Here is a 25,909-nt window from a genome sequence, read left to right as displayed (position 1 = left end):
GGAGCGAGGCCCTCTCGCCAGATCGAGGGGGAGAGGACCATCGCAAATTGCCCCAAGAATTTTTTCTAGGCAACCAGTTCGACGTTGTTGATGCCGTGCTCTTTGCACAAACGATAGACATCGGCGAGATGATCAAAGCGGCACGCCGCTCCGGCGAAGATACGAACATGCGTGTCGGTGCACACCGTACCAGCGCACAGCTTGTTGAGCAGATCCTGCAGGATGATGCTCTTCCCGCCAACAAATGTTTTGCCCGTAGGGGACAACACCACATCCAAGCGTTCCGCCAGGGATGTACCTGCTAAATGAAAATGTCGAGGTGCGATCATCGTCTTCGTTCGCCAGTCCTCAAAGGGTCAAGATGCCAATGTCCATAGGACCCAAAGCTTGCCTGAGAAGTTCACGCGGATGTTCCGCGTGGCTGCCTTCCTAACTTCGGGCTCAGCGACTAGTGCATTTTTTGTGCCAAATGCCTATCGCCGACTGATGACATACCCTTCAACAACTGCCGGACGAGCTCCTTGTTCCTTGGAATTATGTTTGTGAAACGCCCCGTCCGAGGTAAACCCTGCGAACAGTGCGCGAACCGCCTCACCTGCCATCCTGGCCAGTAGCATCGTTGCCCCGATGAACACCATCAGTAAAGTCGCCCCAACCGCCATAAACATAGCGATAGCGGCGGCAACAAGCCAAATTACGGTCTCTACGACGTTAGGCTGTCGGTAGTTCATGGTTGTAGATTTCTTTCTTGAATCCCATATCAGCGATACATGAAGTTCTGATGCTACTTCGGGTGAATCGTTTCGTTCTTGGGGTGAAAGTCAATCCAGACGATCGGGCGGCAAGATGCAGAGCATCGATAAGTGCCTTATGCCGAACTGTTTGGGCTCGAACTACTTGTGGGACTTTCTTAGTAGTGTCACAATGCCAGTCGTTGCCAACGCCCAGCAATATAACACCGCACCACCCACCTGGGTTTCAGGGAAAGCAAAAATTGCACATTTCCTGAAAAATAGCAATGTGATGTGCGGCACCCTTAAAGGCCGAGTGGCGGAACTGGCAGACGCACAGGACTTAAAATCCTGCGAGGGGTAACCCTCGTGCGGGTTCGATCCCCGCCTCGGCCACTGATCTCGAATCGATTTCGAGTTATTTGAACTTGCCTTGATGGCGATTCAAACGACAGCTGAAAATTCTGAATGACCCTCCCCTGCCAGGACTGCAATTGGCAGCTCGGAGATCTAAATAGTTGCCCGCCTGGTCAACAGATGACCACCCGCAGGCGGACGGGCTATCGCACCACCCTGCTGCATCAGACCACCCATCTGGTGGAATAAGGAAGTTTACCATGGTCGCGACCGTTTCTCCGGAGCCTTGGTTCTCGCCCGATCAGCCGATTCGGATTGGTGCTTTGATCTTCCCCGACATGGACCAGATGGACCTGACCGGTCCTTACTCGGTCTTGTGTCGACTGACCTCGCTTCCCGTTCTACTTCTTTGGAAAACCAAGGAATCGATCCGCGATCAGTCGGGGCTGCGACTATCGCCAGATGCCACTTTGGCAGAGGCCGCACCGCTCGACCTCCTTCTTGTGCCTGGCGGTTATGGCCAACAGGCATTGATGAATGACGACACAGTGCTGGAGTTTGTTGCCCGGCAATCGGCGGCCGCGCGGCTGACCTTCTCGGTCTGCACTGGATCTTTAGTCTGCGGGGCAGCTGGGTTACTCCAAGGGAAGAAGGCGACGACGCACTGGACCGCGTTCCATTTGCTGAAGTACTTCGGCGCGATACCGACCAACGAGCGGGTCGTCGTCGACGGCGATCTTGTCACCGCGGCTGGCCTGACCTCTGGCATCGATGGGGCCCTCCGCGTGGCTGCGATGTTGCGGGGCGAAGAGGTCGCGCGTCAGATTCAACTGGCGATTCAATATGCACCGGAGCCTCCTTTCTCGTCCGGTTCTCCGGAAGTCGCATCGCCTGAAACGGTGGCCCATATTCGAGAACACACGTGCGGAATCACTTCCCAGCGGCTGGCAACCGCGATAGAGGTCGCTCGGCGACTCGGGATTGACGTAAGCGACACCGCATAACAAGGCAGAACTTCTGAGCTAGTCGACGGTTGCGGCGGTTTTTCGCCAGGGCATGGTGAACTAGAATGCAGCCTCGCAACCACACTCCCCTGCTCCGTTGAATCGCCCACAATCATGCCGACTGCTGAATCCCTCCGTGATCTTCGCTTTGAAAACCTAAGCCAGGCAGTCGCCGAGACCGAGTCGCTGCTGGAAACGGGTTACGAGCGCCGTGGCAAATGGACGCTCGGTCAGGCCTGTCGGCATCTGCGGGTCGTTCAAGATTGCAGCATCGATGGCTATCCGTGGTATTTCGGGCTGTTCGCCTTTATGCGGCCATTTGTGCGCCCCTTCCTTCTGCCGCGGATCATGGCGGGCAACTCGCCGATCGGTGTGCCGACCACATCCATCTTCGTTCCTGGGGAGGATGCCGACGATGCAACCGAAGTCTCCTTATATAAGGAGAGCGTCGCGCGTCTGGAGAATCACACCGCTCCTTTCCATCCGCATCCGGGGTTCGGACGCTTGAACCATGCCGACATGCTGCGGGTCTACACCACCCACGCGGCCCATCATCTGCGTTTTCTCGAACCACGCAACTAAACAGAAGGCATCTAACGCGATGCGGTCTCCCGAAGAAGCCCTCCGCCAGATCGAGCTGCGGCAGAGCTGAAAGAAGTGGAATTGCTGGAAGAAAGGGATCAGCTTGCCCGACGGGCCGAGTCGATCTCTCGTCACAAAAGCGAAGGGTGATGGTTACCTCTAGGGGCCTGATTCCGGTTGTCCCATGGTAACAATTTCAACTGTTACCTTAATAAACTAGGTAAGCTCGCCCCTTCTCACTCGCGTCTGATCGTATACAATCCAAGCTATCAAATTAGTTCCTTCGCTTATTGGCATCTTAGCTCGACTGAGCCCCGCAACTTCGCGGAGCCTACGTCACCCCCACTGGCTTGTTCCGAAATCGGGACTCGACCAGAACGCTTTCTTTGCGCGGTGACAGGCATAGACGAGAAACGAGACGTTCGACGGATGACGACCGAAACACTTAAGAAAACACCACTATACGACTGGCACGCTGCGAACGGGGGACGAATGGTCGACTTTACCGGCTGGTCTATGCCGGTTCAGTACACTTCGATCATTGACGAGCACAACGCCACCCGAAACGCAGTCGGCTTGTTCGACGTTTCTCACATGGCCCGTTTTCGCTTTGACGGTGCCAACGCCCTCGCCTTCATTGATGGTCTGGTGACTCGCAAAGTCGCCGACCTGAAGCCAGGCCGTATTCGCTATGGCCTCGTCTGCAAAGAAGACGGCGGCATTCTCGACGACATTCTTACCTATCACCTCCAAGACAGCGAAGGCAAATCGTATGTCTGGATGGTGGTCAACGCTGGCAATCGCGAGAAGATCGCGGCCTGGATTCACGAGCGTCTGCCAGCCGACGTCACCTTCACCGATTACACCGAGCAAACGGCGATGATCGCCGTGCAAGGTCCCAAAGCGATAGCGATCGCTCAGGAATACATCGAAGGGGATATCAGCGACCTGAAGTATTACCAGGGACGCGAAGCCAACATCCTCAGCCACCCAGGCCTCGTGAGCCGCACCGGTTACACGGGCGAAGATGGAGTCGAACTCACAGTTCCGGCCGAGAAGGCCATCAAGACGTGGGAAGCCTTGCATGTTGCCGCCGCGGAAGTGGGTGGTCATGCGGTTGGCCTGGGTGCCCGCGACACGCTGCGTCTGGAAGCCGCGATGCCGCTTTACGGTCACGAGCTATCAGAAGAAATCACGCCGCTGCAAGCCGGCCTTGGTTTTGCCCTTTCGTGGGATCACGAGTTCATCGGCAAGACCGCTCTGGAAGCGATCGATCAAAACGCGTTGCCAGTCCGAGTCGGTCTGGAGATGCAAGATCGTCGCGTTCCTCGCGAACACTACCCACTGTATTCCGGCGATCAGCAGATCGGCGAAGTCACCAGTGGTTCGCAATCGCCAACGTTGGGTTCGCCGATTGCCATGGGATATGTCGCTCCGCAGTTCGCCGCGGAAGGCACGCTGGTCGATGTCGACGTGCGTGGTAAACGACATGCCGCCAAAGTGGTTCCTCTTCCCTTCTACAAACGGAAATAGTCGAGTTCATTGGCTCGATCCCCTCCGTTTCCTTCATCGCATTTTATTCGCAGTTAGTTAGGAGTTTCCCGATCATGTCCACGGACAATTTGCTTTTCGCCAAGACGCACGAATGGGTCAAAGTGGAAGAATCGGACGGCGCGAAGATTGCCACGGTTGGTATCAGTGCTCATGCGATTGAAGCCCTGAACGACCTGGTCTATCTGGAATTGCCAGAAGTCGGCAAGGAAGTCACCGCCGGCGAATCGTTCGGTGAAATCGAATCGGTGAAGGCGGTTAGTGACATCTACGCCCCGGTTAGCGGTGAAGTGGTGGAAGCCAATACCGCCCTGCCGGATAACCTGGATTCGCTGCACCAAGATGCTTACGACAATGGTTGGATCGCCAAGATCAAGATCAGCGACGATTCGGCCCTGGCCAGCCTGATGGATAAGGCCGGCTACGAAAAGATGTGTGCCGAAGAAGGCTAAGCAGGCTGTTGGTTTCCCTTGCAAGTTCCCGGGCCTCGACGCTCGGGAACGGAACGCCTCTTTTAATTCTGGAACAGATTGGATGACCTATCTCTACAACACGCCGGACGACCAGGCAGCCATGCTGAAGTCGATCGGGGTCGAATCGATCGAAGAGCTGTTCGCTACCATTCCTAGCGACCTTCGTCTGAAACGCGACCTGGACTTGCCGCCGATGATGGGCGAGTTGGAACTGACGCAGCATATTTCGGCTTTGGCCGCGAAGAACGCTTCGCCAGCGACGCACGCCTGTTTCCTGGGTGGCGGTAGCTACGATCACTTCGTTCCGGCTGTCGTCGATGCGTTGGCATCGCGTGGCGAGTTTTACACCTCGTACACGCCTTACCAGCCGGAAGTTTCTCAAGGCAATCTGCAGGCCATGTTTGAATACCAAACATTGATCTGCGATCTGACCGGAATGGATCTTTCCAACGCGAGTCTTTACGACGGCGGTTCCGCCTTGGCCGAAGCGGTCATCATGGCGTTGAACACCGGCAAGCGTGGCGAGAAGGTCGTCGTGCTGGGAACCGTTCATCCAGAATACCGCCAGATTCTGCAAACCTATTTCACGCACCTCGGTATCGAAATCATCGAGATCCCGTGTGTGGATGGTGTCGCCGACCTGGCCAAGGTTGAAGAGACCGTCAACGCAGATACCAACTGCGTCGTCGTTCAATCGCCGAACTTCTTTGGTGGTATCGAAGACGTCGCCGCGATCGCCGAGATCGCCCACAAGAACGACGCCGTCGTGATCCAGAGCTTCGACCCTATCAGCCTCGGGCTGCTAAAGCGCCCTGGTGACTTGGGTGCCGACATCGCCGTTGCCGAAGGACACTCGCTCGGTTCGCCGATGCAGTATGGTGGTCCTTACCTCGGCATCATGGCTTGCAACGAACAGTTCGTTCGCCGCTTGCCAGGCCGTATCGTGGGTCAGACCGAAGACCGACGCGGCAAACGCTGCTGGGTCCTCACGCTGCAAACACGTGAACAGCATATCCGTCGCGAAAAGGCGACCAGTAATATCTGCACCAACCAGGGTCTGTTTGCCCTGCGAGCCTCGATCTACATGGCACTGCTCGGCCCAGGCGGCATGAAGCAAGCCGCGACGCTCTGCACGCAGAAGGCGCACTACGCTCAAACCAAGTTGAGCGAAGTCGAACGACTGGAGCCCGTGTTCAGCAGCAACCCGTTCTTCAAAGAATTCGTGCTTCGCGATACGCAAGGTAACGTCGAAGGACTGCTGGCCGAAGCTCGCGAAGCAGGCTTCCTCGGCGGGATTCCACTGGGACAGTTCTTCCCTGAAATGGATGACTGCTTCCTGGTGTGTGTCACCGAAAAACGCACCAAGTCGGAAATCGACGCTCTGGCCCGAACTTTCTCCCTCATTCATTCCGGGGGTTCCACGATCCATGCGTAACCAACAAGCTACTCAACTGCTTTCCGAACTCTCGCGTCCTGGTCGTACGGCGGTTAGCTGGCCGGCCTGCGATGTTCCGGAGCAACCTCTGGAAGAGCTGATTCCCTCGAACTTCCTGGCCAGCGAAGCCCTGAAGTTGCCGGAATTGACCGAAGGAGAAGTCGTTCGTCACTATACGAACCTGTCGACCAAGAACATGTCGGTCGACACGCATTACTATCCGCTCGGTTCGTGCACGATGAAGTACAACCCGAAGCGCAACGAACGCCTGGCTTCGATGCCAGGCATCGTCGACTTGCATCCTTATCAGGACGAATCGACGATCCAGGGCATGCTGCAATTGCTGTTCGAGCTGCAAGGGATCTTCTCGGAGATCTCAGGCCTGCCCGCTTGCTCGCTGCAACCAGCCGCCGGCGCCCATGGCGAACTCGCGGCCTTGATGGTGGCTGCCAAGTACTTCAAGAGCATCGGCGAAGACCGCAAGGTCGTGCTGGCTCCGGACAGTTCGCACGGCACCAACCCAGCAAGTGCTCAGATGGCTGGCTTCAAAGCGGTCAGCATCAAAAGCGATCCGAATGGTGGCGTCGACATGGAAGACTTCCGCAAGAAGTTGACCGACGACATCGCCGTGTTGATGATCACCAACCCGAGCACGCTCGGCTTGTTTGAAAAGAACATTCGCGAGATCGCCGACGCGGTTCACGAAAAGGGTGGCCTCATCTACTTGGATGGTGCCAACATGAATGCCATCCTCGGCATCGCTCGCCCAGGCGACTTCGGTGCCGACATGATGCACTACAACCCTCACAAGACCTTCAGCGGTCCGCATGGTGGCGGTGGTCCTGGCGCCGGTCCGATCTGTGTGACCGAAGCCCTGGAACCATTCCTGCCATCGCCAGTGGTGAAGAAGCAAGGAGATAACTACAAGCTCGAGTTCGATCGTCCTCAATCGATCGGCCGCGTGCGTAGCTTCTTCGGAAACGTCGGTGTGCTGGTGCGTGCCTACTGCTACATCCTTTCGCATGGCCCAGTCGGTCTGCGTCAGGTTTCCGAAAACGCCGTGCTCAACGCCAACTACCTGCTGAGCAAGGTGAAGCACTTCCTGCCGGTGCCACGCGGCGAACGCTGCATGCACGAGTTTGTTGCTTCCGCTTCCAAGCTGAAACAGGAACGAGGCATCACCGCCATGGACATCGGCAAGCGACTGCTGGACTACGGCTTCCATGCCCCGACGGTCTACTTCCCGTTGACCATTCCAGAAGCGATCATGGTGGAACCGACGGAAACCGAGAGCAAGGAAACCCTCGACGCCTTTGTCGAGACCTTGTTCAAGATTACCGAAGAAGATGCGGCGCTGTTGCACGACGCACCGCACACCACGCCAATCAGCCGGCCCAACGAAGTCCAAGCTGCCCGCAGCCCATGTCTTCGAGCCGACTTCTGCAGCACCTAATTTCGGCAAAAACCCCCGAATTCAAACTTTGCCATGCCCACCTTTGCGTGGGCATGTTGCATGTACGGACCTGACGATCGATGAACGAGATGCGCTTAATCCTGGATCCGCCTGCTCGGGGCAGTTGGAACATGGCGATCGATGAAGCCATTCTGCGAAATGCCGAGCAGTTCGGTATGCCGACGCTCCGCTTCTATCAGTGGGAAGAACCCACGCTTTCGCTAGGGTACTTTCAAAAATACGAGGATCGTTGGCAGCACGAAGCGAGTCGCGAGTCGGCGTGTGTCCGCCGGGCGAGCGGTGGTGGAGCGATCATGCACGATCGCGAACTAACCTACAGCTTCGTCGCTCCGGTCAAAGATTCACGCTCCGACGAGTACACACGCTGGTTCGATCTCTTCCATGAAACGCTGATTGAAGTTTTGGCATCTTGGCGCATAAGTGCACATTTGAGTGGCACTCCTCAGCCTGGCTCGCACGACGATCCGTTCCTTTGTTTCCAGCGGCGACACGAGGTCGATGTCATCGTGAAGGACTTCAAAATCTGCGGTAGTGCCCAAAGGCGACATCAGGCAGCCATTTTGCAACATGGCAGTGTCCTTTTGCATCAATCCGTATCGGCCCCCGAACTGCCGGGTTTGGTCGACCTAACTGGTCAGAAAATAACCGAAGGTCAGCTAATCGAGGCCTGGAGCGAAGCCCTAAAGAACAAGTTTCAGAGAAGTTATGTGGACATTCCCCTCACTAAGGAGGAAATAAGCTCAGCCCAGGCGATTGAGACCGATAAGTTCCAAGCCAATGGGTGGACCCATAAGAGATAGCCAATGCAACAGAAAACTCCGTTGCCTCAGGGCTAATGGGGGACTATGCTTATTTAAGGGAACCCAACGGAATGCCGATAACAGAGTTATGGTTCGGCACCCAAATTAAGTTTCCTGACACTATTCTGACGGGTGTCCGCACCCCGAAACAAACCAGTTGCAAACCGTTTCCGAACGGTTATTGTGATAAGACTCATCTGTCGCCATCAGCAACCCGCGATATTTCCCTGAATTCCCAGTCCTGGCGCGCTGATTGCACTGATATCGACACAGACCCTTCGGTCGGCTCGGTGAATCCCAAGATCATCCTTTTCAATCGCCATTATTGAGTTTCTCAAAATGTGGGATTAGCCGTTGCACAGGAAGGATTTAAATATGCAAGTCATGCTACAAGTAATCCGAGGACCAAGTGCCGGCAAGGAGTTTAAACTCCCAGTCGACAACTTCGTCATCGGACGAGGTGACGGATGTCATCTCAAGCCCAAAAGCGACATGGTAAGTCGCAAACACTGTGCGCTCGCGATTCGTGATTCCAAGCTGTTTCTGGAAGACTTCGGAAGCAAGAATGGCACTTACGTCAACGGCGAGCGTGTCGAGGGCACCATCGAGTTGAAGATGGGAGACGAACTCCGCGTCGGACCGCTCGATTTCCTGATTTTGATTGATCACACTCTGGGCGCTGCCAAGCGTTCCAAGGTTAGCAGCGTCAAAGAAGCTGCCAGCCGCGTGGCCCAATCCGCCGACATGAGCAACGACGTTGCCAGTTGGCTGGAAGAAGCAGACGAAGAAGAACGTAGCCATCGTCTCGAGAACCCCGAGACTCGCCAGTTCCGCGTAGACGAAACCAGAACCGTTTCGCTCGACGAACTTCGTGAACTGGAAGAAGAACTGGCTGCCGAAGCCGAAGAAGGTGGCGATTCCAAGACCAAGTCTGGGTTGCTCGGCATGTTCGGTTCCAAAAAGAAGAACTACGGCAAGCTTCCTAAAATGGAATCTTCCGCTGCCAAAGATAGCCAGGCTGCCGCCAACGACGCGATTCGTCGTTTGATGGACAACCGCCGCTAATCTGGCTTGAGACCTACGCTTCGTTTTCAACACATGAGCCGCTCTGGCACCCAGAGCGGCTTTTTTTATTACCTTGGCTGGCCGATGTCTGCCATCTTCTACTTTCTGGGTCGTTGATCCCAAGATTTGCCGCTAAGCTTGGAATAACTGGTCAATTCTCCGCACTTTTCTTTTCCTGCGAAACCAAACCAATCGCTTCGGGGTAGTACTATGCAGAGTGGATCTGATCAGTCCAGGAGCGCCCCTTTGACGAATTTCAGCCTGCTAGTCGACCAATGCATGGAAGGTGACCAGAGCGCCGTCTCTGAGTTCGTACGTCGATTTCGAAACCAGGTGTACCTGCTTTGCTATCGAATGCTCGGAGAGCATCACGAGGCGGAGGACATGGCCCAGGAGACTTTCCTGCGTGTGTTCCGAAACCTGCATCGCTGGGATCGAACGCGTCCGATCGAACCTTGGATCCTGACAATCGCCGGCAACCGCTGTCGAACCCACCTAGCTCAACGCAATCGCCGACCAATCGCTTGCGAAACCCAGGATCATGTCGAGGATCACCGTGGCATCGATCATCGCGGTCAACTACTGGCCGAAGAAGTTCAACTGGCTCTGACTCATGTCCGCGAAGAATACCGCACTGCGTTTCTCTTGTTCCACGATCACCAAATGAGCTACGGCGAGATCGCGGAACAAATGGAATGCCCCCTCGGAACGGTCAAGACTTGGGTCCACCGAGCCCGTCGCGAGTTAGTTCAACGGCTCATCAACCGAGGAGTTACTCAAGAATATCGCGACAGTCAGCTATCGAAATCGACCGAAGAAAAGTAAGTAAGTTGTATCGCGGGTCATTTGCTCAGGAACACCTCCGTGACATTTGAAGAGTTTGAAAACACGCTGCAGGATTGGCTCGACGAAGGACGCCTCGACGAGGCGGATGCTTTGGTAGCCAAGGTCTGCGAGGCAGATCGGCCTCAGTGCGAAGAACTCTTGTTCGCCTACCGTTCGCTGTTCGCCGGTCTGGCCGCTTCGGCGCCGGAAGAACTCGCGGAACGTCCTCAGCCTCAATCGACCGTTGCCACGGCTCCGGCCGGCAGTCGCTGGAACCAGGCTTCCTTGCCTGGGCTCGCCCTCGCATTGGCACTTTGCCTGACGCTGGTTGCATTCGTGCCTGGGATGCTTCCTGAAACAGGGAGCGATCAGGTCGCTCCGGTTAATGCATTGACCACCACGACGGTCACGCCCCCTTTGCTTCCTCGCCCGATCGAAACCACGCTGCCAATCGAACAGCGTGAGTATGCCCGGCTGACGACGGTTTCGTTTGCTCCGATTGCTCGCAGCATGGCCTCGCAAACCGACATGGCGTTCAAGTCGCTCAATCAGTTCGGCGGTAGCGTCGCGGTCGACTTCAACCCGATCGATGATCAGTTTGCCGTCTATCAGGAAGCGGCCCCGCTGATCAACACCTTGACGCGAAGCCTGATGCCAGGCACCCATTCGCTCACCAATGCCTTCTCGCTCCTGCAGGAAAAGACCGACACGGCTCCCGCCATCCAGGTCGATCCCGCCGCGCCGGCTCCTCTGGAAGCCGCTGAGAACGCTTCGGTCATCTAGTTACAGAGATGGACGGCTATCTGGACGAACACTTAAAATGCCTGAGCTCCTCATTTCTAGAGCCTCCTAAGCCACCTCCAGAAGCGGAAACCCCGTAGTTTCCAGCCGTTCTCGCAGCCAGATTCTCTCGAAGCCACACGTTTTTACGTGTGGTTTTTCTTTTGGCTCCCGCCCTCTTTAGTTCAGAAAATCCCCGCTGGTGGCACGCATGCATACTTTGCGCAGCCCCATAGGTCCGGCTAATCGGAACAATCTGCACAATCTGTAGGCTTTACGGAATGTTGCAAAGTTACCACATCAGACTCCGATAGGTTGAGTATTCCCAACGCATCCTCCCCAACCATCCAAGTCAACGGAGCTTACCATCGTGGCCAAAGCAAAAACGACGACCCGCAAGACGACGACCTCGAAGGCTGCCACCAAGACCTCGACCAAGGCAGCCAAGACGAGCAAGCCTAAAGCTGGTGACCAGGAAGTAACGATGGAACGTCGCCGAACCGATCGCCGCAGCAAGGTCGCTGCTGAAAAGACGACGAAGCAGGATGTCGTGGAAGAAAAGCTCGAAACGGCCGAACCCAAGATGGAACGTCGTGCTAAGGTCAACCGTCGCCGCCAGATCGATCCAACGACCTGCGAACGCGACTACACCAATGACGAAATCGAATTCATGCAAGCTCTGGATGCTTACAAGCGTTCCAGCGGCCGTATGTTCCCGACTTGCAGCGAGATCCTGGAAGTGATCCGCGGTCTGGGTTACAGCCGTGGCGGAAACAACCTGCCTGAAGAAGAAACTGTTGAAGTGGAAGCGACCGAGCGAACGCCCGCGTTCTCGGACGAAGTTCCAGCGATCGAAGACTAAAACCTTCGAACATCAAACCAACGTTGCTAGCGGTTTGGGGAGGCCTTCTCGGCCTCCCTGAATCTTTTCTTGAGAGAATTCGTATTGATTGAGGAAGAAGTCGCCATTATTCTCCCCCGACTCACAAAGAAACCGTCGCCTGATTTCAGGATAATGGGGTTGATGACGTGCATCGACAAACGACTCTTCAGCAACAAATGATGCCCTTAGCGATTCTCGCTTCTCTCTTCGTAGCTAGTGCTGGCTGCCAGATGGCAGCTTCTGGCTACAACGTTGCCGGCGTGCGCGCCGCTGAAGAAGGTCAGCCTCAGGTTGCCGTGACTCAGTTCCAGAAGGCACTGAGTCACGATCCAGCCAATCCCGATGCGTATTACAACCTGGCGGCTACCTATCACCAAATGGGAAAGCAGTCGAACGACCGCAACATGATGCACCAGGCCGAAGCACTCTATAACCAGTGCCTGGACTTGGATGCCAACCACACCGAATGCCACCGCGGCCTGGCTGTGCTTTTGATCGACACCCAGCGCAGCGACAGCGCATTCACCTTGATGGAACGCTGGGAGCAGCGTTCGCCACAAATGGCCGATCCGAAAATCGAACTGGCTCGACTCTATCAAGAGTTCGGCGACAAAGAGAACGCCAAGAATCAGCTCAATCAGGCATTGGCAGTCGATGCGAATAACTCTCGAGCCTGGGCTGCCCTGGGGAGCCTGCGAGAACAATCGGGCGAACTGGGGCAGGCGTTGGCCAACTACCAGCGTTCGTACCAGTTGAACAATCTGGATAGTGGCGTTGGCTCGCGGATCGCTTCCCTTCAGCGACAGGGGATTCAGAGCGAATACTCGACCCTCTCGCCCGCCATGGGCACTCAGCTTGCGAACCAGCCCAACTCGCGCCAGCGATATTAATGTGCACTGAAGCGCAGCTTTCGCCGCTTTGGGCACAGTTTTTCAGCTTCTTCGAGGGATCACTTCACCACGGTCTGAACCGCTGGTGCTCTTTCGTATCCCTCTGACATACCCATATTTGCGCACCGTAGGTCCATTTCTGTACAGGCGGCATGGGGGCCGCTTCTATCGAAGTGGAATTCCTCGTAAAATCTGGGTTTACTTGCTATCCCCCGGTTTCCTCAGGGATGTCTCTCGGGAGACGACCTTCGCCCAAGCCGGTGCCCTTCCCCATTGAGCCGACAGTCATGCCAGAACGCGTATACAATTTTTCCGCCGGTCCTGCTGTGATGCCCCTCCCTGTGCTTGAAGAAGCCCAACGCGATCTGGTCGCGCTGCCAGGCGTGGGTAGTTCGGTGATGGAACTGAGCCACCGCGGCAAGACCTACATGGATATCCACGCGGATGCCAAGGCCCGATTGGTCTCGCTGCTAAACATTCCAGACACGCATGACGTGCTGTTCCTGCAAGGTGGATCGCGTCTGCAGTTCTCGATGATCCCGATCAACCTGCTCAAAGGGACCGACAAGACGGCCGATTACATCGTGACCGGTAGCTGGGGTCAGAAGGCCCTGGAAGAAGCCGTTAAGGAAGGCAAGACGAACGTTGCCTGGAACGGCAAGTCGTGCAACTTCAACACGCTGCCAACCGCAGCCGACTTGAACCTGACTTCGGACGCCGCTTACGTCCACATCACTTCCAACGAAACGATCCAGGGCGTTCAATTCGCCAGCGAACCAGAAGTGGGCAACGTGCCACTGGTTTCGGACCTGTCGTCCGACTTCATGAGCCGTCCGGTCGACATCTCGAAGTACGGTTTGATCTACGCTTGTGCCCAGAAGAACGCTGGTCCTGCCGGCGTGACGGTCGTGATCATTCGCAAAGACCTGATGGCACACGCCAGCAGCGACCTGCCAGGTTACCTGGTGTACCGTAACCATGCCGAGAACGACTCGATGTGGAATACGCCTCCAACCTTCGGCATCTACCTGCTGGGCCTGGTTTGCAAGTGGCTGCAGGAAGAAATGGGCGGCCTGGAAAAGATCCAAGCGATCAACGAAGCCAAAGCCAAGCTGCTGTACGACGCCGTCGATCAGTCGAACGGTTTCTACATCGGCCACGCCGTTCCAGAAGTCCGCTCGAAGATGAACGTCACGTTCAAGCTGGCGGACGAAGCTTTGGAAAAGAAGTTCCTGGCTGAAGCCAATGAAGTCGGCCTGACCCAGTTGGGCGGTCACCGCAGCGTCGGTGGCGTTCGTGCTTCGATCTACAACGCGATGCCAGTGGAAGGCGTCGAGAAACTTCGCGACTTCATGCTCAAGTTCATGAAGTAAACGCCCCCAAACCATCCCTTACTTCGCTGGCAAACCCTCAACCGCCAAAGAAACGCATCATGCCCAAAGTCATTGTTCTCGATACGCTCGCCCAGGAAGGTCTCGATCTATTGGATCAAGCCCCTGGGATTGAATACGAAGTTCGCACCGGCCTGAAAGGCGAAGAGCTGCGAAGTGCCCTCAACGAATTCGATGGGGCCATCTGTCGTAGTGGAGTGAAGATCACCGCCGAGTCGCTGGAAGGTAACACCAACCTGAAAGTGATCGCTCGTGCTGGGGTCGGTACCGACAACATCGACTCGAAGGCCGCAGCCCGGCACGGCATCGTGGTGATGAATACCCCAAGCGGTAACACCATCAGCACGGCCGAACATGCCTTCTGCTTGATGATGGCTCTTTCGCGTAACGTCCCGGCCGCGCACCAAAGCCTGGCCGAAGGTCGTTGGGACCGCAAGAAGTACATGGGCACCCAATTGGCCGACAAGACCCTCGGTGTGGTCGGTCTGGGTCGTATCGGGATGGAAGTCGCCAAGCGTGCTCTCGCCTTCGAGATGCGCGTGATCGCTTACGACCCATTCGTTAGCCCGGAACGTGCCGCGGAACTGGGTATCCAGCTCTCACCGACCGTTCCCGAAATGCTGCCGCACATCGACTACCTGACCGTCCACACGCCGCTGACGCCCGAAACCAAGGACATGATCAATGCCGAATCGATCAAGACCTTGAAGCCAGGTGCCCGCCTGATCAACTGTGCTCGTGGTGGCATCTACAACGAAGAAGCCCTGGTTGAAGGCCTGAAATCAGGTCACCTCGGTGGCGTTGCCTTGGACGTGTACGCCGAAGAACCATGCACCGACAGCCCACTGTTCGGTATGGAGAACGTCGTCTGCACGCCACACTTGGGTGCGAGCACCGAAGAAGCTCAGACCCAGGTCGCCGTCGAAGCGGTTCAGTTGGTGACCAACTACCTGACCACCGGCGAGATTCGTCACGCCGTCAATGTTGCTCCACTCGATCCCAAGACGCTGGAAAACATCCGCGGCTATCTGGACGTCGCTTACCGCCTTGGTTTGCTGGCAGCCCAGGTGCATGCCGGTGGCGTCAAGTCGGTCAAGCTGAGCTACCGTGGCGAAGTCGCCAACAAGAGCCCCAAGCTGCTGACCGCTTCGTTCTGTGCCGGGTTCCTGGCGAAGGCCCTGGAGGACGAACCGAACATCATCAACGCCGAAATGCTGCTTCTCGATCGTGGCGTCGAGCTGTCGACCGAAACCAGCACCGACACCGGCAGTTTCACCAGCAGCATCACCGCGACGATCGAAGAGGGCAACAAGACCCACCAGGTCGGCGGTACCCTGTTCGGTAACAACATGCCACGTCTGATCCTGCTGGATGGACAGCGTCTGGAAGCTTACCTGGACGGCACGATGTTCATCTTCGCCCACAACGATGTCCCTGGCATCATCGGACGCGTTGGCACGATCTTCGGCAACCACAACGTCAACATCGCCCAGATGGCGGTCGGACGTTCCAGCAATCAGCCCGGCGGTGCCGTCGGCGTGTTGAACCTGGATGGCCTGCCGAGCGAAGAATCGGTCAAGGAAGTGATGTCGAGCGATCACATCACCAGCTGCAAAGTGATCGAACTGCCAGCCGCTGGCGAGATGCCAACCTGGATGCGATAACTTCGCGATAATCGTCACAATCGGAATAACCGGTACGATGCGGAATCGTACCGGTTTTTCTTTGCGCGAAGTGGAATTGAACGCGTCGACCAACGAATTACTCTGAGACGTTGAACAACCACTTTCGTCCTCCGAGTTCGAGCGAACCCTTTGTCCGAGTTGATCTTACTGACGTTACTTGCCAGCCAATCCAGTGGTTGGGATCAACTGATTTGGCTAGTCTGGCTGGTCCCACTGACCGCGGTCGTTGCCTATCCGCTGATTGCCCGGCGACTGTTGTCGCTGGACGAGCCGACGCTTCGCCAGAAGCAGCAGCTACTGCGTGCGTTGCCCGAAGGCGACCAGCAGTGGGCCAGCCAACTGCGCGTATGGGACACCGGCGAACGGATCTGCAACGCAGCCGTATTGGGCTGCGTACCAGGCTTCTCGTTCGTCATGGTCAGCGACGCCCTATTCCGGCACCTTTCTCCCCATGGAGCCGCAGCGATCGTTGCTCATGAAGTCGGTCATATGCGACTGTGGCACGTACCGATCCGGCTGAGTATCGTTTTCGCCGGCGGTCTGTTGGGGATGGCGATGGTCCACCAGTTGGAAGGAGTTGAAGGCTGGCAGGCGTTGATTCAGTTTGGGGTGATTCTCGGCACGATGGGATATATGTCGATCATGCTACACATGGTAGCTCCACTGCTGGAATTTCAGGCCGACTTCTTCGCCGTCGACTTGCTTTCGTCCCGCAACGGCAGTCGACTGCAGAATGCCCGCGTATTGGTCCGGGCACTTTCACAACTGACCCTTCTCTCTGGCATGCGGCCCGATCAAAAGTCGTGGCTTTATCCCAGCTTCGAGCAGCGTCGTCGGGCCCTGCTGGGGCTCCATCTTTCGCCTTGCCTGCGGAATGGGCTGCGATTGTTTCTAATCGCGGTCTCTCTTAGCCAGCTTACGCTGATTGTCTTTTGTATCTGCCTATTGGCAGGTTCTTAGCCAGCTACGAAAAAGATTTCCGCGTTGGACTCGGTTTTCGGTTTTGACGCTGTCGCCCTGTTTTTCGATAATCGGGGACGTCTCGCATCCCCTGGCGGCAAACCAAGCTGAAGATCATCCACCGTGAATCTACTTCGCAAATACTTTCTCCTCGGCGCGATCCCCGCGCTGATCGCGGTGGGCCTGGCAACGATTCTGGACTACCAGATCACCCAGACCTTGCTCCAGGAACAGATCGACCAGACACTCAACGCCAAACTCGAGGCCAAACGTCAGGAAGTGCGTTTGTTCATGGACGAGCATCTCTCACTGTTGAAAGCGTTGAGTATCTCGCCGCAGATCGCCGACGGTAAGATCCCGCAAATCGTCGACTATTTGAAGATCCAGGAATCGGTTGTCCGCCCGAATGTTGAAGGGCTATTCTATGTCGAACTCGACGGAACAGTGCACGCGACCGATGGCTCGATGTTCGATGTCTCGGACCGGCTGTACTTTCCCGACGTGTTGGACGGTAAACAAGTCATCACCCGCATCCTGAAAAGCCGCTCGTCGGGTAATGACGTGGTGCTGCTGATCAATCCGGTCCACGCTCTGGATGGTACCTTGAAGGGAGCGGTCAGCCTGACGATCCCGGAATCGAACATGGTCTCGTTCGTCCATTCGATGGAAGTTGATCGAGGTGGTTTTTATGCGTTGGTCGACCACGAGAACCGCCTGATTGCCGCGACCGAGAAAGCCGATTTCCTTCGTAATCGACCACTTAACCCAGGCAAAGAACTGGTCACCGATTCGCATGGCATTCAGTACCTGGTCTCGCTGTCGGAGATTCCAGAAAGCTCTTGGTACCTGATCGCGGCCATTCCGGAAGCGGAGGTGAAATCGATTTACAATCGCATGGCCTGGTCGAAGGTGACCGCGGTTTGCTGTGGCATTACGGTAGCCGTGATCCTGGCGTTGTTCTTCAGCGAGCGTGCATTGCGTCCGCTTCAGCAGATGATTCAAGCGATCCGCCGGTATGCTCGCGGCGACCGAACGGCTCGCGTTTCCGAGAAAACACGCGGCGAGTATGCAATTCTGGCCGACTCGTTCAACAACCTCGCCGACGAGCTTGACGCGGCGCAGCGTCAGCAGGAAGAACATCTTCGCACGATCGAAGCCAGCGAAGACCGTTTTCGGCGTTTGTTCGACGGGGCGGCCGACGCGATCTTTCTCCGAAACCTCGAAGGGACCATCCTGGATGCCAACCAGGAAGCCTGCCGCAGCCTCGGCTATGAACGCCACGAACTGATCGGCCGTACCGTGGCCGATATCGACACCAAGTGGACGCGGCAAGATGCCAACCGGCTCTGGAACCAGTTGGCACGCGAAGGGGGACGCTACCATCCCCTGGTCGAGCGCGTACATCGTCGCAAAGACGGCAGTACCTTTCCGGTTGAAATCCGCTTGACGTTGATCGAGCGCGAAGGAGAGGCCTATGTGATGTCAGCGGCCCGCGATGCCACGTTACGGAAGGCTGCCGAAAAGCAGTTGCAGGAAGCGAAAGAGTTCGCCGAGAAGATGATCAACGCGACACCGGGGCTCATCTACATTTTCGATCTCACGACGCAGTCGATCGTGTTCATTAACGACAACGTGCAAAAGCAGCTTGGCTATACCCGCGAATATGTGGAGGAGCTGGGCTCGAAGTTCTATGGAGAAGTGATCCATCCCGATGACCTCCCGCGGCTAAAGATCGCCCAGGATGTTTGGAAAGAAGAAGATGGCGAGCCGCTCGTCCGTCGCGACAACTTTCGCCTGGCAGACACCGATGGAAACTGGGTCTGGTTTGAATTCCATCGCGTCGTGTTTCAAAAAGACAAAGATGGCAATGCGACCCAAATCATGGGCATCGCGACCAACATCTCGGATCGCGTGCGAGCCGAACAGCAACTGGTCTGGGAAAAAGCCTTGCTCGATCAGGTGATGGAAACGAGCGTGGCCGCGATCATGGTGCTGGACGCCGACGCGAATGTTCGCTTCATGAACACGGCCCTCGAGAAAACCCTGCGTATCGGTCGTGACGAAGTATTAGGAAAGAACGTGCTGAAACTCGACTGGGAAGTCTACGACATGGCAGGCCGACCGCTTCCCCCAGAGAATCGTCCTTTCGCGACGATCAAACGCACCTTACAACCGATTTACGATGCCCGTTATCGTGTTCAGTTTGGTGACGATGCCTACACGATCATCTCGAACAATGGTGCTCCGCTGTTTGACGAGAATGGCGAGTTCGACGGCGTGGTATTCGCCTTGACCGACATCACCGAGCGGATTGAATCCGAAAAGCTTCGCGACTCGCTGATTCGTGACCTGGAGGCGACTAACACCGAACTCAAGCAGTTCACCTATACGGTTTCGCACGACTTGAAATCGCCTCTGATAACCATCAAGGGTTTCCTCGGGATCCTGAGCGAAGATATCGAGTCCGGTGACAAAGCGGCAATTGACGAAGACCTTTCGATCATTGGCTCGGCCGCCGATGGCATGAAACAACTATTGGACGACCTGCTCGAGCTCTCACGCATTGGCCGAAACCTGAAATCACGAACGGAGATTTCCCTGGACGATGTCGTACGCGAGGCGATCACCTTGTTGGCGGGCGAAATCGAATCGCGGGAGGCGGACATTCAGAGTCAAGTCGAAGGGATGACGATCTATGCCGACCCGGTGCAGATTCGTCAGTTGTTTCAAAACCTGATCGACAACGGCATCAAGCACAATCGAAAAGAGAACCCGCGTGTAACGATCTCGGCGCGGAAAGCTGACGACGAGTTTGTCACGATCGATATTGCCGACAATGGTCCTGGTGTGGCCTTAGAATACCAGGAACGCATTTTCCAGTTGTTCGACAAACTCGATCCTGAATCAGACGGAACCGGCATCGGCCTGGCCATCGTCAAACGCATTGTCGATTTCCATGGAGGAACGATTGCGTTGAATTCCGATGGCCAGGGAAATGGCTGCACCTTTACCATTCGACTTCCAACCAGCGAACCGGAACCAAGTCCGCTGTTCGATCTGCAAGACAGTCAGAAGTCGACTTCTTCCTCGTAGACGGTGAACTACTTGCCTTCCGCCAAGGCATGGCGAATTGCGGCTGGCTTGTCGGTGGTAATCGAATCGAAACCAAGCCCGGCGTAACGCTTGGCCTGGGCTTCTTCGTTCACGGTCCACACGTGACATTCGACCCCTGCATCGCGGATCTGTTTGACAAATTCGACCGTCACAACTTCATCCCGGGCCTGCGTTCCCAAACCGGTTGCCTTCGTTTCCCGAAGCGTATTGAGGACTGACTTAACGCTGGGGCTCCACTTGCCGGTTGCCTCGTTCTGCTTGTAGCTGGTCAGCCAGTTTGCTTTGTACTGCGGCATCTTTTCGCGACATTGCTTCACCACTTCATCGTCGAAGCAGATGATGACGATCTGCTCTGGCTTCAGGCTCGACTTCTCCAAACCAACCCGCAGCGGCTCGACGATCTCGGGACCGCACTTCACCTCAACCAGGATCTTGCCGTTTTGGGGAACGGTCGCCAGGACTTCTTCCAACAGTGGAATACGTTCGCCCGCGAACTTGTCGTTCTTCCAGGCCCCCACTTCCAGTGCCCGCAGTTCTTCGAGTGTCGCTTCGGCCGGTTTCAATTCGGCGGCACCGCCGGTGGTTCGCTTGGTCGTCTTATCGTGCATGCAGACGATGTGGCCGTCTTTGGTCAGATAGAAGTCCCCTTCGATGGCGTCGGCCTTCTGCTTCCAGGCTTCCTGGAACGAAGCCAACGTATTCTCGGGAGCATCAAACGATGCCCCACGGTGCGCTACGATCATTTGAGCCTCACTCGTCGCGACCATGCTTGATCCCACCAGTGCCACTGCCACCAAAAACTTACCTGCTTGCATCGTCCGTTGGATCCCTTGAAGGTTGAATCGAAGTTAGCCACCTCATGGTTAGGCGGTTTAATTATAAACCACGAGATATCGCGTCTCTTGCCCCCAACAGGCCAAGCGTGATGGCAACCGGCCAGAGATCGCCATTATCTGCCAGACTTCATCTTTCCTTAACGGCCCAGTGCCGCGAAGCGTGATGTTTCATCCGTTTGGGTTACATGCTGGATTACCAAACCACGCGTCGCAGCAACGGCCATTCGAATGCCAAGCTTCGCTGAGCGACCACGACCTGACTCCCCTTTGCGGGGATCCACACGGTGTACCTGAGAGCCAAACCATGCTCCCCTAGCAAAGCTATCCTCACCTTAATTCGGGCTTCGCTTCGCTTCCGATTCCCGGCCGATAGGGAACCGAGTTACCCGCTGCAACATCCCAGTAACTATTGATCAATTAATGATTTAAAAACACACCGTTCTTACCGAATTGACAGAAGCCCAAGAAACCAGGAAGGAAGTAACACCCATCTGCTAGATTGCCAATTCCCCTCGATCGAATCGGGCTGATTTGACAGCCAGACACTGCCTGTTGACACCTTCTTTACGCACCGCATTTTTTGGCCCGCCACACGACCTAGGTTTTTGGCAACGACCATTGAGTGCCGTTGTGAACGACCAACCACCACTGAAATTGATGCAGAACGCAGGGCAGATTCGATGAGTATTGGAAAGAAGATTCTCGGGGTAAGTTTAGCAGGGCCGATTGCCTGTGCGATCATCATCGTGCTGATTGTCGTTATCAACGGGTCTCACCTCGACAAGACCGTGCTGAGCGAGGCCGAGAACATGGCACGCACCCAGTGCAATGCCGCTGCCAGCAACGTTCGGCTTTTGCTCGAATCGCAAAACGACCTCACCAGCCAGCAGTTGCACGCCACGATTCAATTCAGCGAAGAACTGCTGCAACAAAAAGGGAGCCTGACGCTACAGGATGAGAGCGTCGAATGGACCTGCAAGAATCAATTCACGGGCGAGACCCAGGCCACCGAGCTTCCGACGATGACCATCGACGGTCAATCGTTGGGCCAGGTTCGCAATCTCGATCAACATGTTCCCTTTGTCGATGAAGTCGCCAAATGGTCTGGCGGCACGTGTACCATCTTTCAGCGTTTGAACGAATCTGGCGACATGCTTCGCGTGGCGACCAACGTCGTCGCGAAGGATGGCAACCGCGCCATTGGCACGTTTATTCCAGCTACGAATCCCGATGGCGTGAGCAACCCGGTCGTCGCGAAATTGATCTCGGGCGAACCTTATTACGGACGTGCATTTGTGGTCGACAAGTGGTACTCAACCGCCTATCACCCGGTGAAAGATCACGATGGCCAAGTGATTGGTGCGTTGTATGTGGGCCTGCTGCAAGAGGAAGCCGCCGATTTGCCGGAACGCTTACAGAAGCTGCACCTAGGCGAAAGCGGCTATGTGTTCGTGGTGAAAGGGACCGGCAAAGACAAGGGAACCTATCTGGTCTCGAAGGGTGGTGCCCGGGATGGCGAGAATATTCTCGACACCGTCGATGCCGAAGGCAAACCTTGCATTCGCGAAATGATCGACAAGTCGCTGGCCGCTGAGCCGGGAGAAGTGGTTCTCCACGAGTACTTCTGGCAGAACCCTGGCGAAGAGCATGCCCGCGAAAAGCTGGCGGCGCTGTTCTATTACGAGCCATGGGACTGGGTCGTGGGTATCAGCACCTACAAAGATGACTTCCGCGCCTCGGCTATGAGCGCCCGCAGCTCGTTGAACTGGATGCTGGTGTACGTTGTGGTGGGTGCCTTGGTGGTTGTCTGTGCGATTTCGATCTTTGTGGCCTACGCCTCGAAGATGCTGGTGAAGCCTTTGACCATTGTGACCGATTCGCTTCGCGATATCGCTCAGGGAGAAGGCGATCTGACGATGCGGATCGATATTCAATCGAAAGACGAAATCGGCGAGTTGGCGAAATGGTTCAATGTCTTTATGGACAAGCTGCAGGGCATCATCAGCCGAGTCGCCAGTACCGCCTCGTCGCTATCGAAGACATCCAGCGAGATGCTAACCACCGCCGAGGAACTTTCGACTGGTGCCAACGAAGCGAAGGGACGCAGCACCAGCGTGGCTGCCGCTTCGGAAGAAATGGCAACCACCATGACCAACATGGCACAATCGATTCACGAATTGACCGACAACATATCGTCAGTTGGCCATGCTGTCGAAGAGCTGACCAGTTCCATTGGTGACATCTCGAAGAATACCGAGACCGCCTCGGCGGTGGCCGTCAATGCGGCGACCCTGGCTGAAGAAAGTAATGTGAAAATCAACAAGCTGGGCGACGCAGCCGCGGCAATCGGCCAGATCGTGGGTGTGATCGAAGATATCGCCGAGCAAACCAACCTGCTCGCCTTGAATGCCACCATTGAAGCCTCACGAGCTGGTGAAGCAGGAAAAGGCTTTGCCGTGGTGGCCACCGAGGTGAAAGAGCTGGCTCACCAAACGACTGAAGCAATCGATGACATTCGTAAGACAGTCAACGACATCCAGTCGTCGAGCACCGATGCCGTGAAATCGATTGGAGCAATCACCGATGTTATTGAACAGATTCGCGAAGCCAGCCTTTCGATCGCCACGGCGGTCGAAGAGCAGAGTCTCACGACCAAGCAGATTTCGTCGAACTTGAACCAGACCGCGACCTCGGCAACTTCGATTTCATCTGGCGTGAACGACTCGGCCGTGGCCAGTCGTGAAATTACCGAGAACGTCAACGGCGTCGACGAAGCAACGCGTCGCACGGCAACGGGTGCGGCAACCACACGAAGCTATGGCGATAGCCTGGCCCAGTATGCCCACGAAATCGACGAACTGGTCGGCGGCTTCAAAGTTTAAACCGACGTCGGAAGAACACGCGACAGAAACGCCGGCGCTGGCAGCCAGCGTTTTTCGCTCTCTTGAGCCGATCGATACCGAAGGGGTGCGACCTACATGCCAAACAGCATCAGGTAACCAGCCGTGGTGCGGGCCTGATAGCGACTGGTCTGGTATTCGTAGCCAGGCGTCGCGTAACGAGTTTGCGGCACGGCATACGAAGAGTAATGAGGCGTCGAACTTCGACGGATGCGGAAACGCTGACCAGCTTGCAGATCGAGGGAGGTTCCCAACAGAAAGACAGCGGCACAAACAAACAAGGCTACGCGGCGGCGAATCATTACCTAACCCTTAGGAGAATGGGGAGTGAAAAAGTTTGATTTCACTCTAATTCCCCTAGGCACCTGGCTCAATCGAAACCGCACCCTTTGCCGGAATAAGTTGCCCACCCCAAACAGAAAGCGGCCTATTCCCTACAAATGTTCCAGGGCTTACCCCCACACAGAAGTCAGATCCGGCTCGCTTGCCGTTTAGAAGAACATCTGAATCTGCGATCGCAGCACCGTCTGGCCACTTTCGCCTGGTTCATCCTGCAGGAAGCCGGTGTTCGGGGCCGAGAACGGAACCTCGTCGAAGGCGTGCAGCGCTTCCATCGTGAACTTCAGCCCGTGACGGTGGAAGTACCAGTTGAAACCGACCGACATGATGTTCAGCGTACTTTGATTCACCGGCATCAGGTTGTATCCGACATCGGTATAGCCATCGAACCAGATATGTTCGTATCGGGCGAATGGCTCGAAGTGATTGGGGATTACCTGGTACGAGATCTGACAGAGACCACCATACTGATTGATCTCAGGCCCATCGTTCTTCGAGTGGCGACCGACCAGCGAACCGAACGCCGCAAAGCCATGGTTCTCGTACGTCAGCTCTCCGGCGTAGGAAATGAAACCGGACTGATTATTCGCCGGCACCGAGTCGCCATGTTCGCCTGCTTCCCAGAACATCGAGGTGCGAAGAAACAACGCCGGTCCTTCGTCGGGCCACGAAGTGAAGTCGCCATACTGGGCCCACTCGCCGAAGAACTTGATGTCGAAGCTGGCCGACAAAGCAATGTCGGTGTAATCCTGATAAAAGTCTTTGTTCACGGCGGAGGAACCGGAGTTGCGACCGTCGTTCAAAAAGGCCATCCAGCGGTAACCTTCGTTTTGCTTCGACAACGACATCCCTTCCAGCACGCCGGAAGCGAACACGCTGTTGTAGTACGAACGCTCGACACCAAGCTGCCGGGTATAGCTGACTTCCATTTCTCGCAGGAAGCCTGGGTCGCGAAAGCGTCCTGCTTGCAGCACCAGTCCGTTGTCGAACTCGTAGATGATCTTGCCTTCTTCCAGGAACTCGGTGCCACTGGCTCGGCTGGCTTGCAAGATGTACCAATACTTCAGTTGCGGCGTGATGAAGTTGCCCGAGAACAAGATCGGAGCTCGTTCGATCACAAAGCCGGACTCGAAATCGTCGCCGGTAGTAACGTTTCGCCAGTCCGAGTATTGCCGGAACTGGAGCAGCCCGCGAATCTTGAGCGAGTAGTTCTTATCGCACGTGCGAAGATAAAAACCATTGTCGTAGCCGACACACTTCGAGAAAGGACAGACCGGAGGCTCTGGCGAGACACAAGGATAGAACTCGATCGGTTCGATCGGGCCCGGGTCGGGATGCGACTCGGCGATCCTTGCTTCCAACTCGGTGATTCGCTGGTACAACGCATCGATCTCGGCACTCAGTTCCGCATCAATCGCTCGGAGAGGTTGCGACGGCTGCATGATGCCTTGCCCCAGCAGCGCATCCGCCCCGGCGAGAAACAACATCCCCACCGCGGCTGAAACGATGCCGCATTGAAACCAGCGTCTCATCTTCTGCTACCCCTGAAGATCCACGTCGATGCCCTGGCGGTCGAATGTCCACCTCAAGACTTATGTGTGCCGATCGATCCTTCCCTGTCAGGTTCTGCTTTCGGCGTTGGCGCAAAGGGCGTTGCACCATGTACATCGCTCGAGCCGGCGGATGTGGGTAAGCGCATCGGCTAATCAAGACAACCGTCACGACCGTTCGCGTGCGTCTGAGCTTCTGCCAAGAAATGATGGCAAGTCGTTTGCCAACCTTGAATCCTGTGCTGCGGAAGTAGGAGCCTCTGGCAGCAAATCCCAGTAGATCG

At 55.9% G+C, this 25,909-nt stretch carries 22 protein-coding genes and 1 tRNA gene; 18 read left to right on the top strand and 5 right to left on the bottom strand.

Annotated features, from left to right (window positions below; all coding sequences use genetic code 11):
• Positions 1–65: 65 nt before the first annotated feature.
• Both AB1L30_RS03200 and AB1L30_RS03195 read right to left on the bottom strand, forming a co-directional pair.
• The gene (locus tag AB1L30_RS03200) at positions 66–329 is read right to left on the bottom strand and encodes a hypothetical protein (protein ID WP_367011919.1); all 264 of its coding nucleotides are present in this window, start codon (positions 327–329) and stop codon (positions 66–68) included.
• Positions 330–473: 144 nt separating this feature from the next.
• Complete coding sequence (locus AB1L30_RS03195; RefSeq protein WP_367011918.1) at positions 474–731, bottom strand: hypothetical protein; 258 nt, start codon at positions 729–731, stop codon at positions 474–476.
• Between the two features lie 310 nt (positions 732–1,041).
• On the opposite strand from AB1L30_RS03195, the gene AB1L30_RS03190 reads away from it, so the two are divergent.
• The 17 genes from AB1L30_RS03190 to AB1L30_RS03110 all read left to right on the top strand — a co-directional run bounded on the left by AB1L30_RS03190 (position 1,042) and on the right by AB1L30_RS03110 (position 19,979).
• A tRNA-Leu gene (locus AB1L30_RS03190) sits at positions 1,042–1,127 on the top strand.
• A gap of 221 nt (positions 1,128–1,348) precedes the next feature.
• A complete protein-coding gene (locus AB1L30_RS03185) occupies positions 1,349–2,092 on the top strand; it encodes a DJ-1/PfpI family protein (RefSeq protein WP_367011917.1) in 744 nt (247 codons plus the stop codon).
• A gap of 114 nt (positions 2,093–2,206) precedes the next feature.
• A complete protein-coding gene (locus tag AB1L30_RS03180; protein WP_367011916.1) occupies positions 2,207–2,674 on the top strand; it encodes a DUF1569 domain-containing protein in 468 nt (155 codons plus the stop codon).
• Positions 2,675–3,103: 429 nt separating this feature from the next.
• The gene (gene gcvT / locus AB1L30_RS03175) at positions 3,104–4,207 is read left to right on the top strand and encodes a glycine cleavage system aminomethyltransferase GcvT (protein WP_367011915.1); all 1,104 of its coding nucleotides are present in this window, start codon (positions 3,104–3,106) and stop codon (positions 4,205–4,207) included.
• A gap of 74 nt (positions 4,208–4,281) precedes the next feature.
• Positions 4,282–4,677 carry a glycine cleavage system protein GcvH gene (gcvH, locus tag AB1L30_RS03170; RefSeq protein ID WP_345087311.1) on the top strand — a complete coding sequence of 132 codons (396 nt, stop codon included), beginning with the start codon at positions 4,282–4,284 and terminating at the stop codon, positions 4,675–4,677.
• 82 nt (positions 4,678–4,759) lie between these two features.
• Complete coding sequence (gene gcvPA, locus AB1L30_RS03165) at positions 4,760–6,133, top strand: aminomethyl-transferring glycine dehydrogenase subunit GcvPA (protein WP_367011914.1); 1,374 nt, start codon at positions 4,760–4,762, stop codon at positions 6,131–6,133.
• Positions 6,126–7,586, top strand: coding sequence for an aminomethyl-transferring glycine dehydrogenase subunit GcvPB (gene gcvPB / locus AB1L30_RS03160; protein WP_367011913.1), 1,461 nt, complete (start codon positions 6,126–6,128; stop codon positions 7,584–7,586). Before gcvPA ends, gcvPB begins: the two co-directional genes overlap by 8 nt.
• Positions 7,587–7,675: 89 nt before the next feature.
• Positions 7,676–8,407: a biotin/lipoate A/B protein ligase family protein gene (locus AB1L30_RS03155; RefSeq protein ID WP_367011912.1), complete on the top strand. Its 732-nt coding sequence runs from the start codon at positions 7,676–7,678 to the stop codon at positions 8,405–8,407.
• A gap of 375 nt (positions 8,408–8,782) precedes the next feature.
• On the top strand, positions 8,783–9,472 hold the full coding sequence (locus AB1L30_RS03150; RefSeq protein WP_367011910.1) for an FHA domain-containing protein: 690 nt from the start codon (positions 8,783–8,785) through the stop codon (positions 9,470–9,472).
• A 210-nt stretch (positions 9,473–9,682) separates the two neighbouring features.
• On the top strand, positions 9,683–10,297 hold the full coding sequence (locus AB1L30_RS03145; RefSeq protein ID WP_367011909.1) for a sigma-70 family RNA polymerase sigma factor: 615 nt from the start codon (positions 9,683–9,685) through the stop codon (positions 10,295–10,297).
• A 39-nt stretch (positions 10,298–10,336) separates the two neighbouring features.
• Complete coding sequence (locus AB1L30_RS03140; RefSeq protein WP_367011908.1) at positions 10,337–11,080, top strand: hypothetical protein; 744 nt, start codon at positions 10,337–10,339, stop codon at positions 11,078–11,080.
• Positions 11,081–11,447: 367 nt separating this feature from the next.
• On the top strand, positions 11,448–11,939 hold the full coding sequence (locus AB1L30_RS03135) for a hypothetical protein (protein ID WP_367011906.1): 492 nt from the start codon (positions 11,448–11,450) through the stop codon (positions 11,937–11,939).
• Positions 11,940–12,190: 251 nt separating this feature from the next.
• Positions 12,191–12,850 (top strand): tetratricopeptide repeat protein, encoded by a 660-nt coding sequence (locus AB1L30_RS03130; protein ID WP_367011904.1) that lies wholly within the window; start codon positions 12,191–12,193, stop codon positions 12,848–12,850.
• Positions 12,851–13,137: 287 nt separating this feature from the next.
• Positions 13,138–14,223 carry a 3-phosphoserine/phosphohydroxythreonine transaminase gene (gene serC, locus AB1L30_RS03125; protein WP_367011903.1) on the top strand — a complete coding sequence of 362 codons (1,086 nt, stop codon included), beginning with the start codon at positions 13,138–13,140 and terminating at the stop codon, positions 14,221–14,223.
• Between the two features lie 59 nt (positions 14,224–14,282).
• Complete coding sequence (gene serA, locus AB1L30_RS03120) at positions 14,283–15,905, top strand: phosphoglycerate dehydrogenase (RefSeq protein ID WP_367011902.1); 1,623 nt, start codon at positions 14,283–14,285, stop codon at positions 15,903–15,905.
• Positions 15,906–16,055: 150 nt separating this feature from the next.
• Positions 16,056–16,886 carry a M48 family metalloprotease gene (locus tag AB1L30_RS03115; RefSeq protein WP_367011900.1) on the top strand — a complete coding sequence of 277 codons (831 nt, stop codon included), beginning with the start codon at positions 16,056–16,058 and terminating at the stop codon, positions 16,884–16,886.
• Between the two features lie 123 nt (positions 16,887–17,009).
• A complete protein-coding gene (locus AB1L30_RS03110) occupies positions 17,010–19,979 on the top strand; it encodes a PAS domain S-box protein (RefSeq protein ID WP_367011899.1) in 2,970 nt (989 codons plus the stop codon).
• A gap of 8 nt (positions 19,980–19,987) precedes the next feature.
• On the opposite strand, the gene AB1L30_RS03105 is transcribed toward AB1L30_RS03110, so the two are convergent.
• Complete coding sequence (locus AB1L30_RS03105) at positions 19,988–20,743, bottom strand: glycerophosphodiester phosphodiesterase (RefSeq protein WP_367011898.1); 756 nt, start codon at positions 20,741–20,743, stop codon at positions 19,988–19,990.
• Positions 20,744–21,516: 773 nt separating this feature from the next.
• Here AB1L30_RS03105 and AB1L30_RS03100 point away from each other — a divergent pair.
• Positions 21,517–23,718: a methyl-accepting chemotaxis protein gene (locus AB1L30_RS03100; protein WP_367011897.1), complete on the top strand. Its 2,202-nt coding sequence runs from the start codon at positions 21,517–21,519 to the stop codon at positions 23,716–23,718.
• Between the two features lie 92 nt (positions 23,719–23,810).
• On the opposite strand, the gene AB1L30_RS03095 is transcribed toward AB1L30_RS03100, so the two are convergent.
• Both AB1L30_RS03095 and AB1L30_RS03090 read right to left on the bottom strand, forming a co-directional pair.
• On the bottom strand, positions 23,811–24,038 hold the full coding sequence (locus AB1L30_RS03095; RefSeq protein ID WP_367011896.1) for a hypothetical protein: 228 nt from the start codon (positions 24,036–24,038) through the stop codon (positions 23,811–23,813).
• Positions 24,039–24,227: 189 nt separating this feature from the next.
• On the bottom strand, positions 24,228–25,607 hold the full coding sequence (locus AB1L30_RS03090; protein WP_367011895.1) for a hypothetical protein: 1,380 nt from the start codon (positions 25,605–25,607) through the stop codon (positions 24,228–24,230).
• Positions 25,608–25,909 lie beyond the last annotated feature (302 nt).

Origin of the sequence: Bremerella sp. JC817 (assembly GCF_040718835.1) — a bacterium.
Lineage (GTDB): Bacteria > Planctomycetota > Planctomycetia > Pirellulales > Pirellulaceae > Bremerella.
This window is presented reverse-complemented; position numbering and strand designations above follow the sequence as displayed.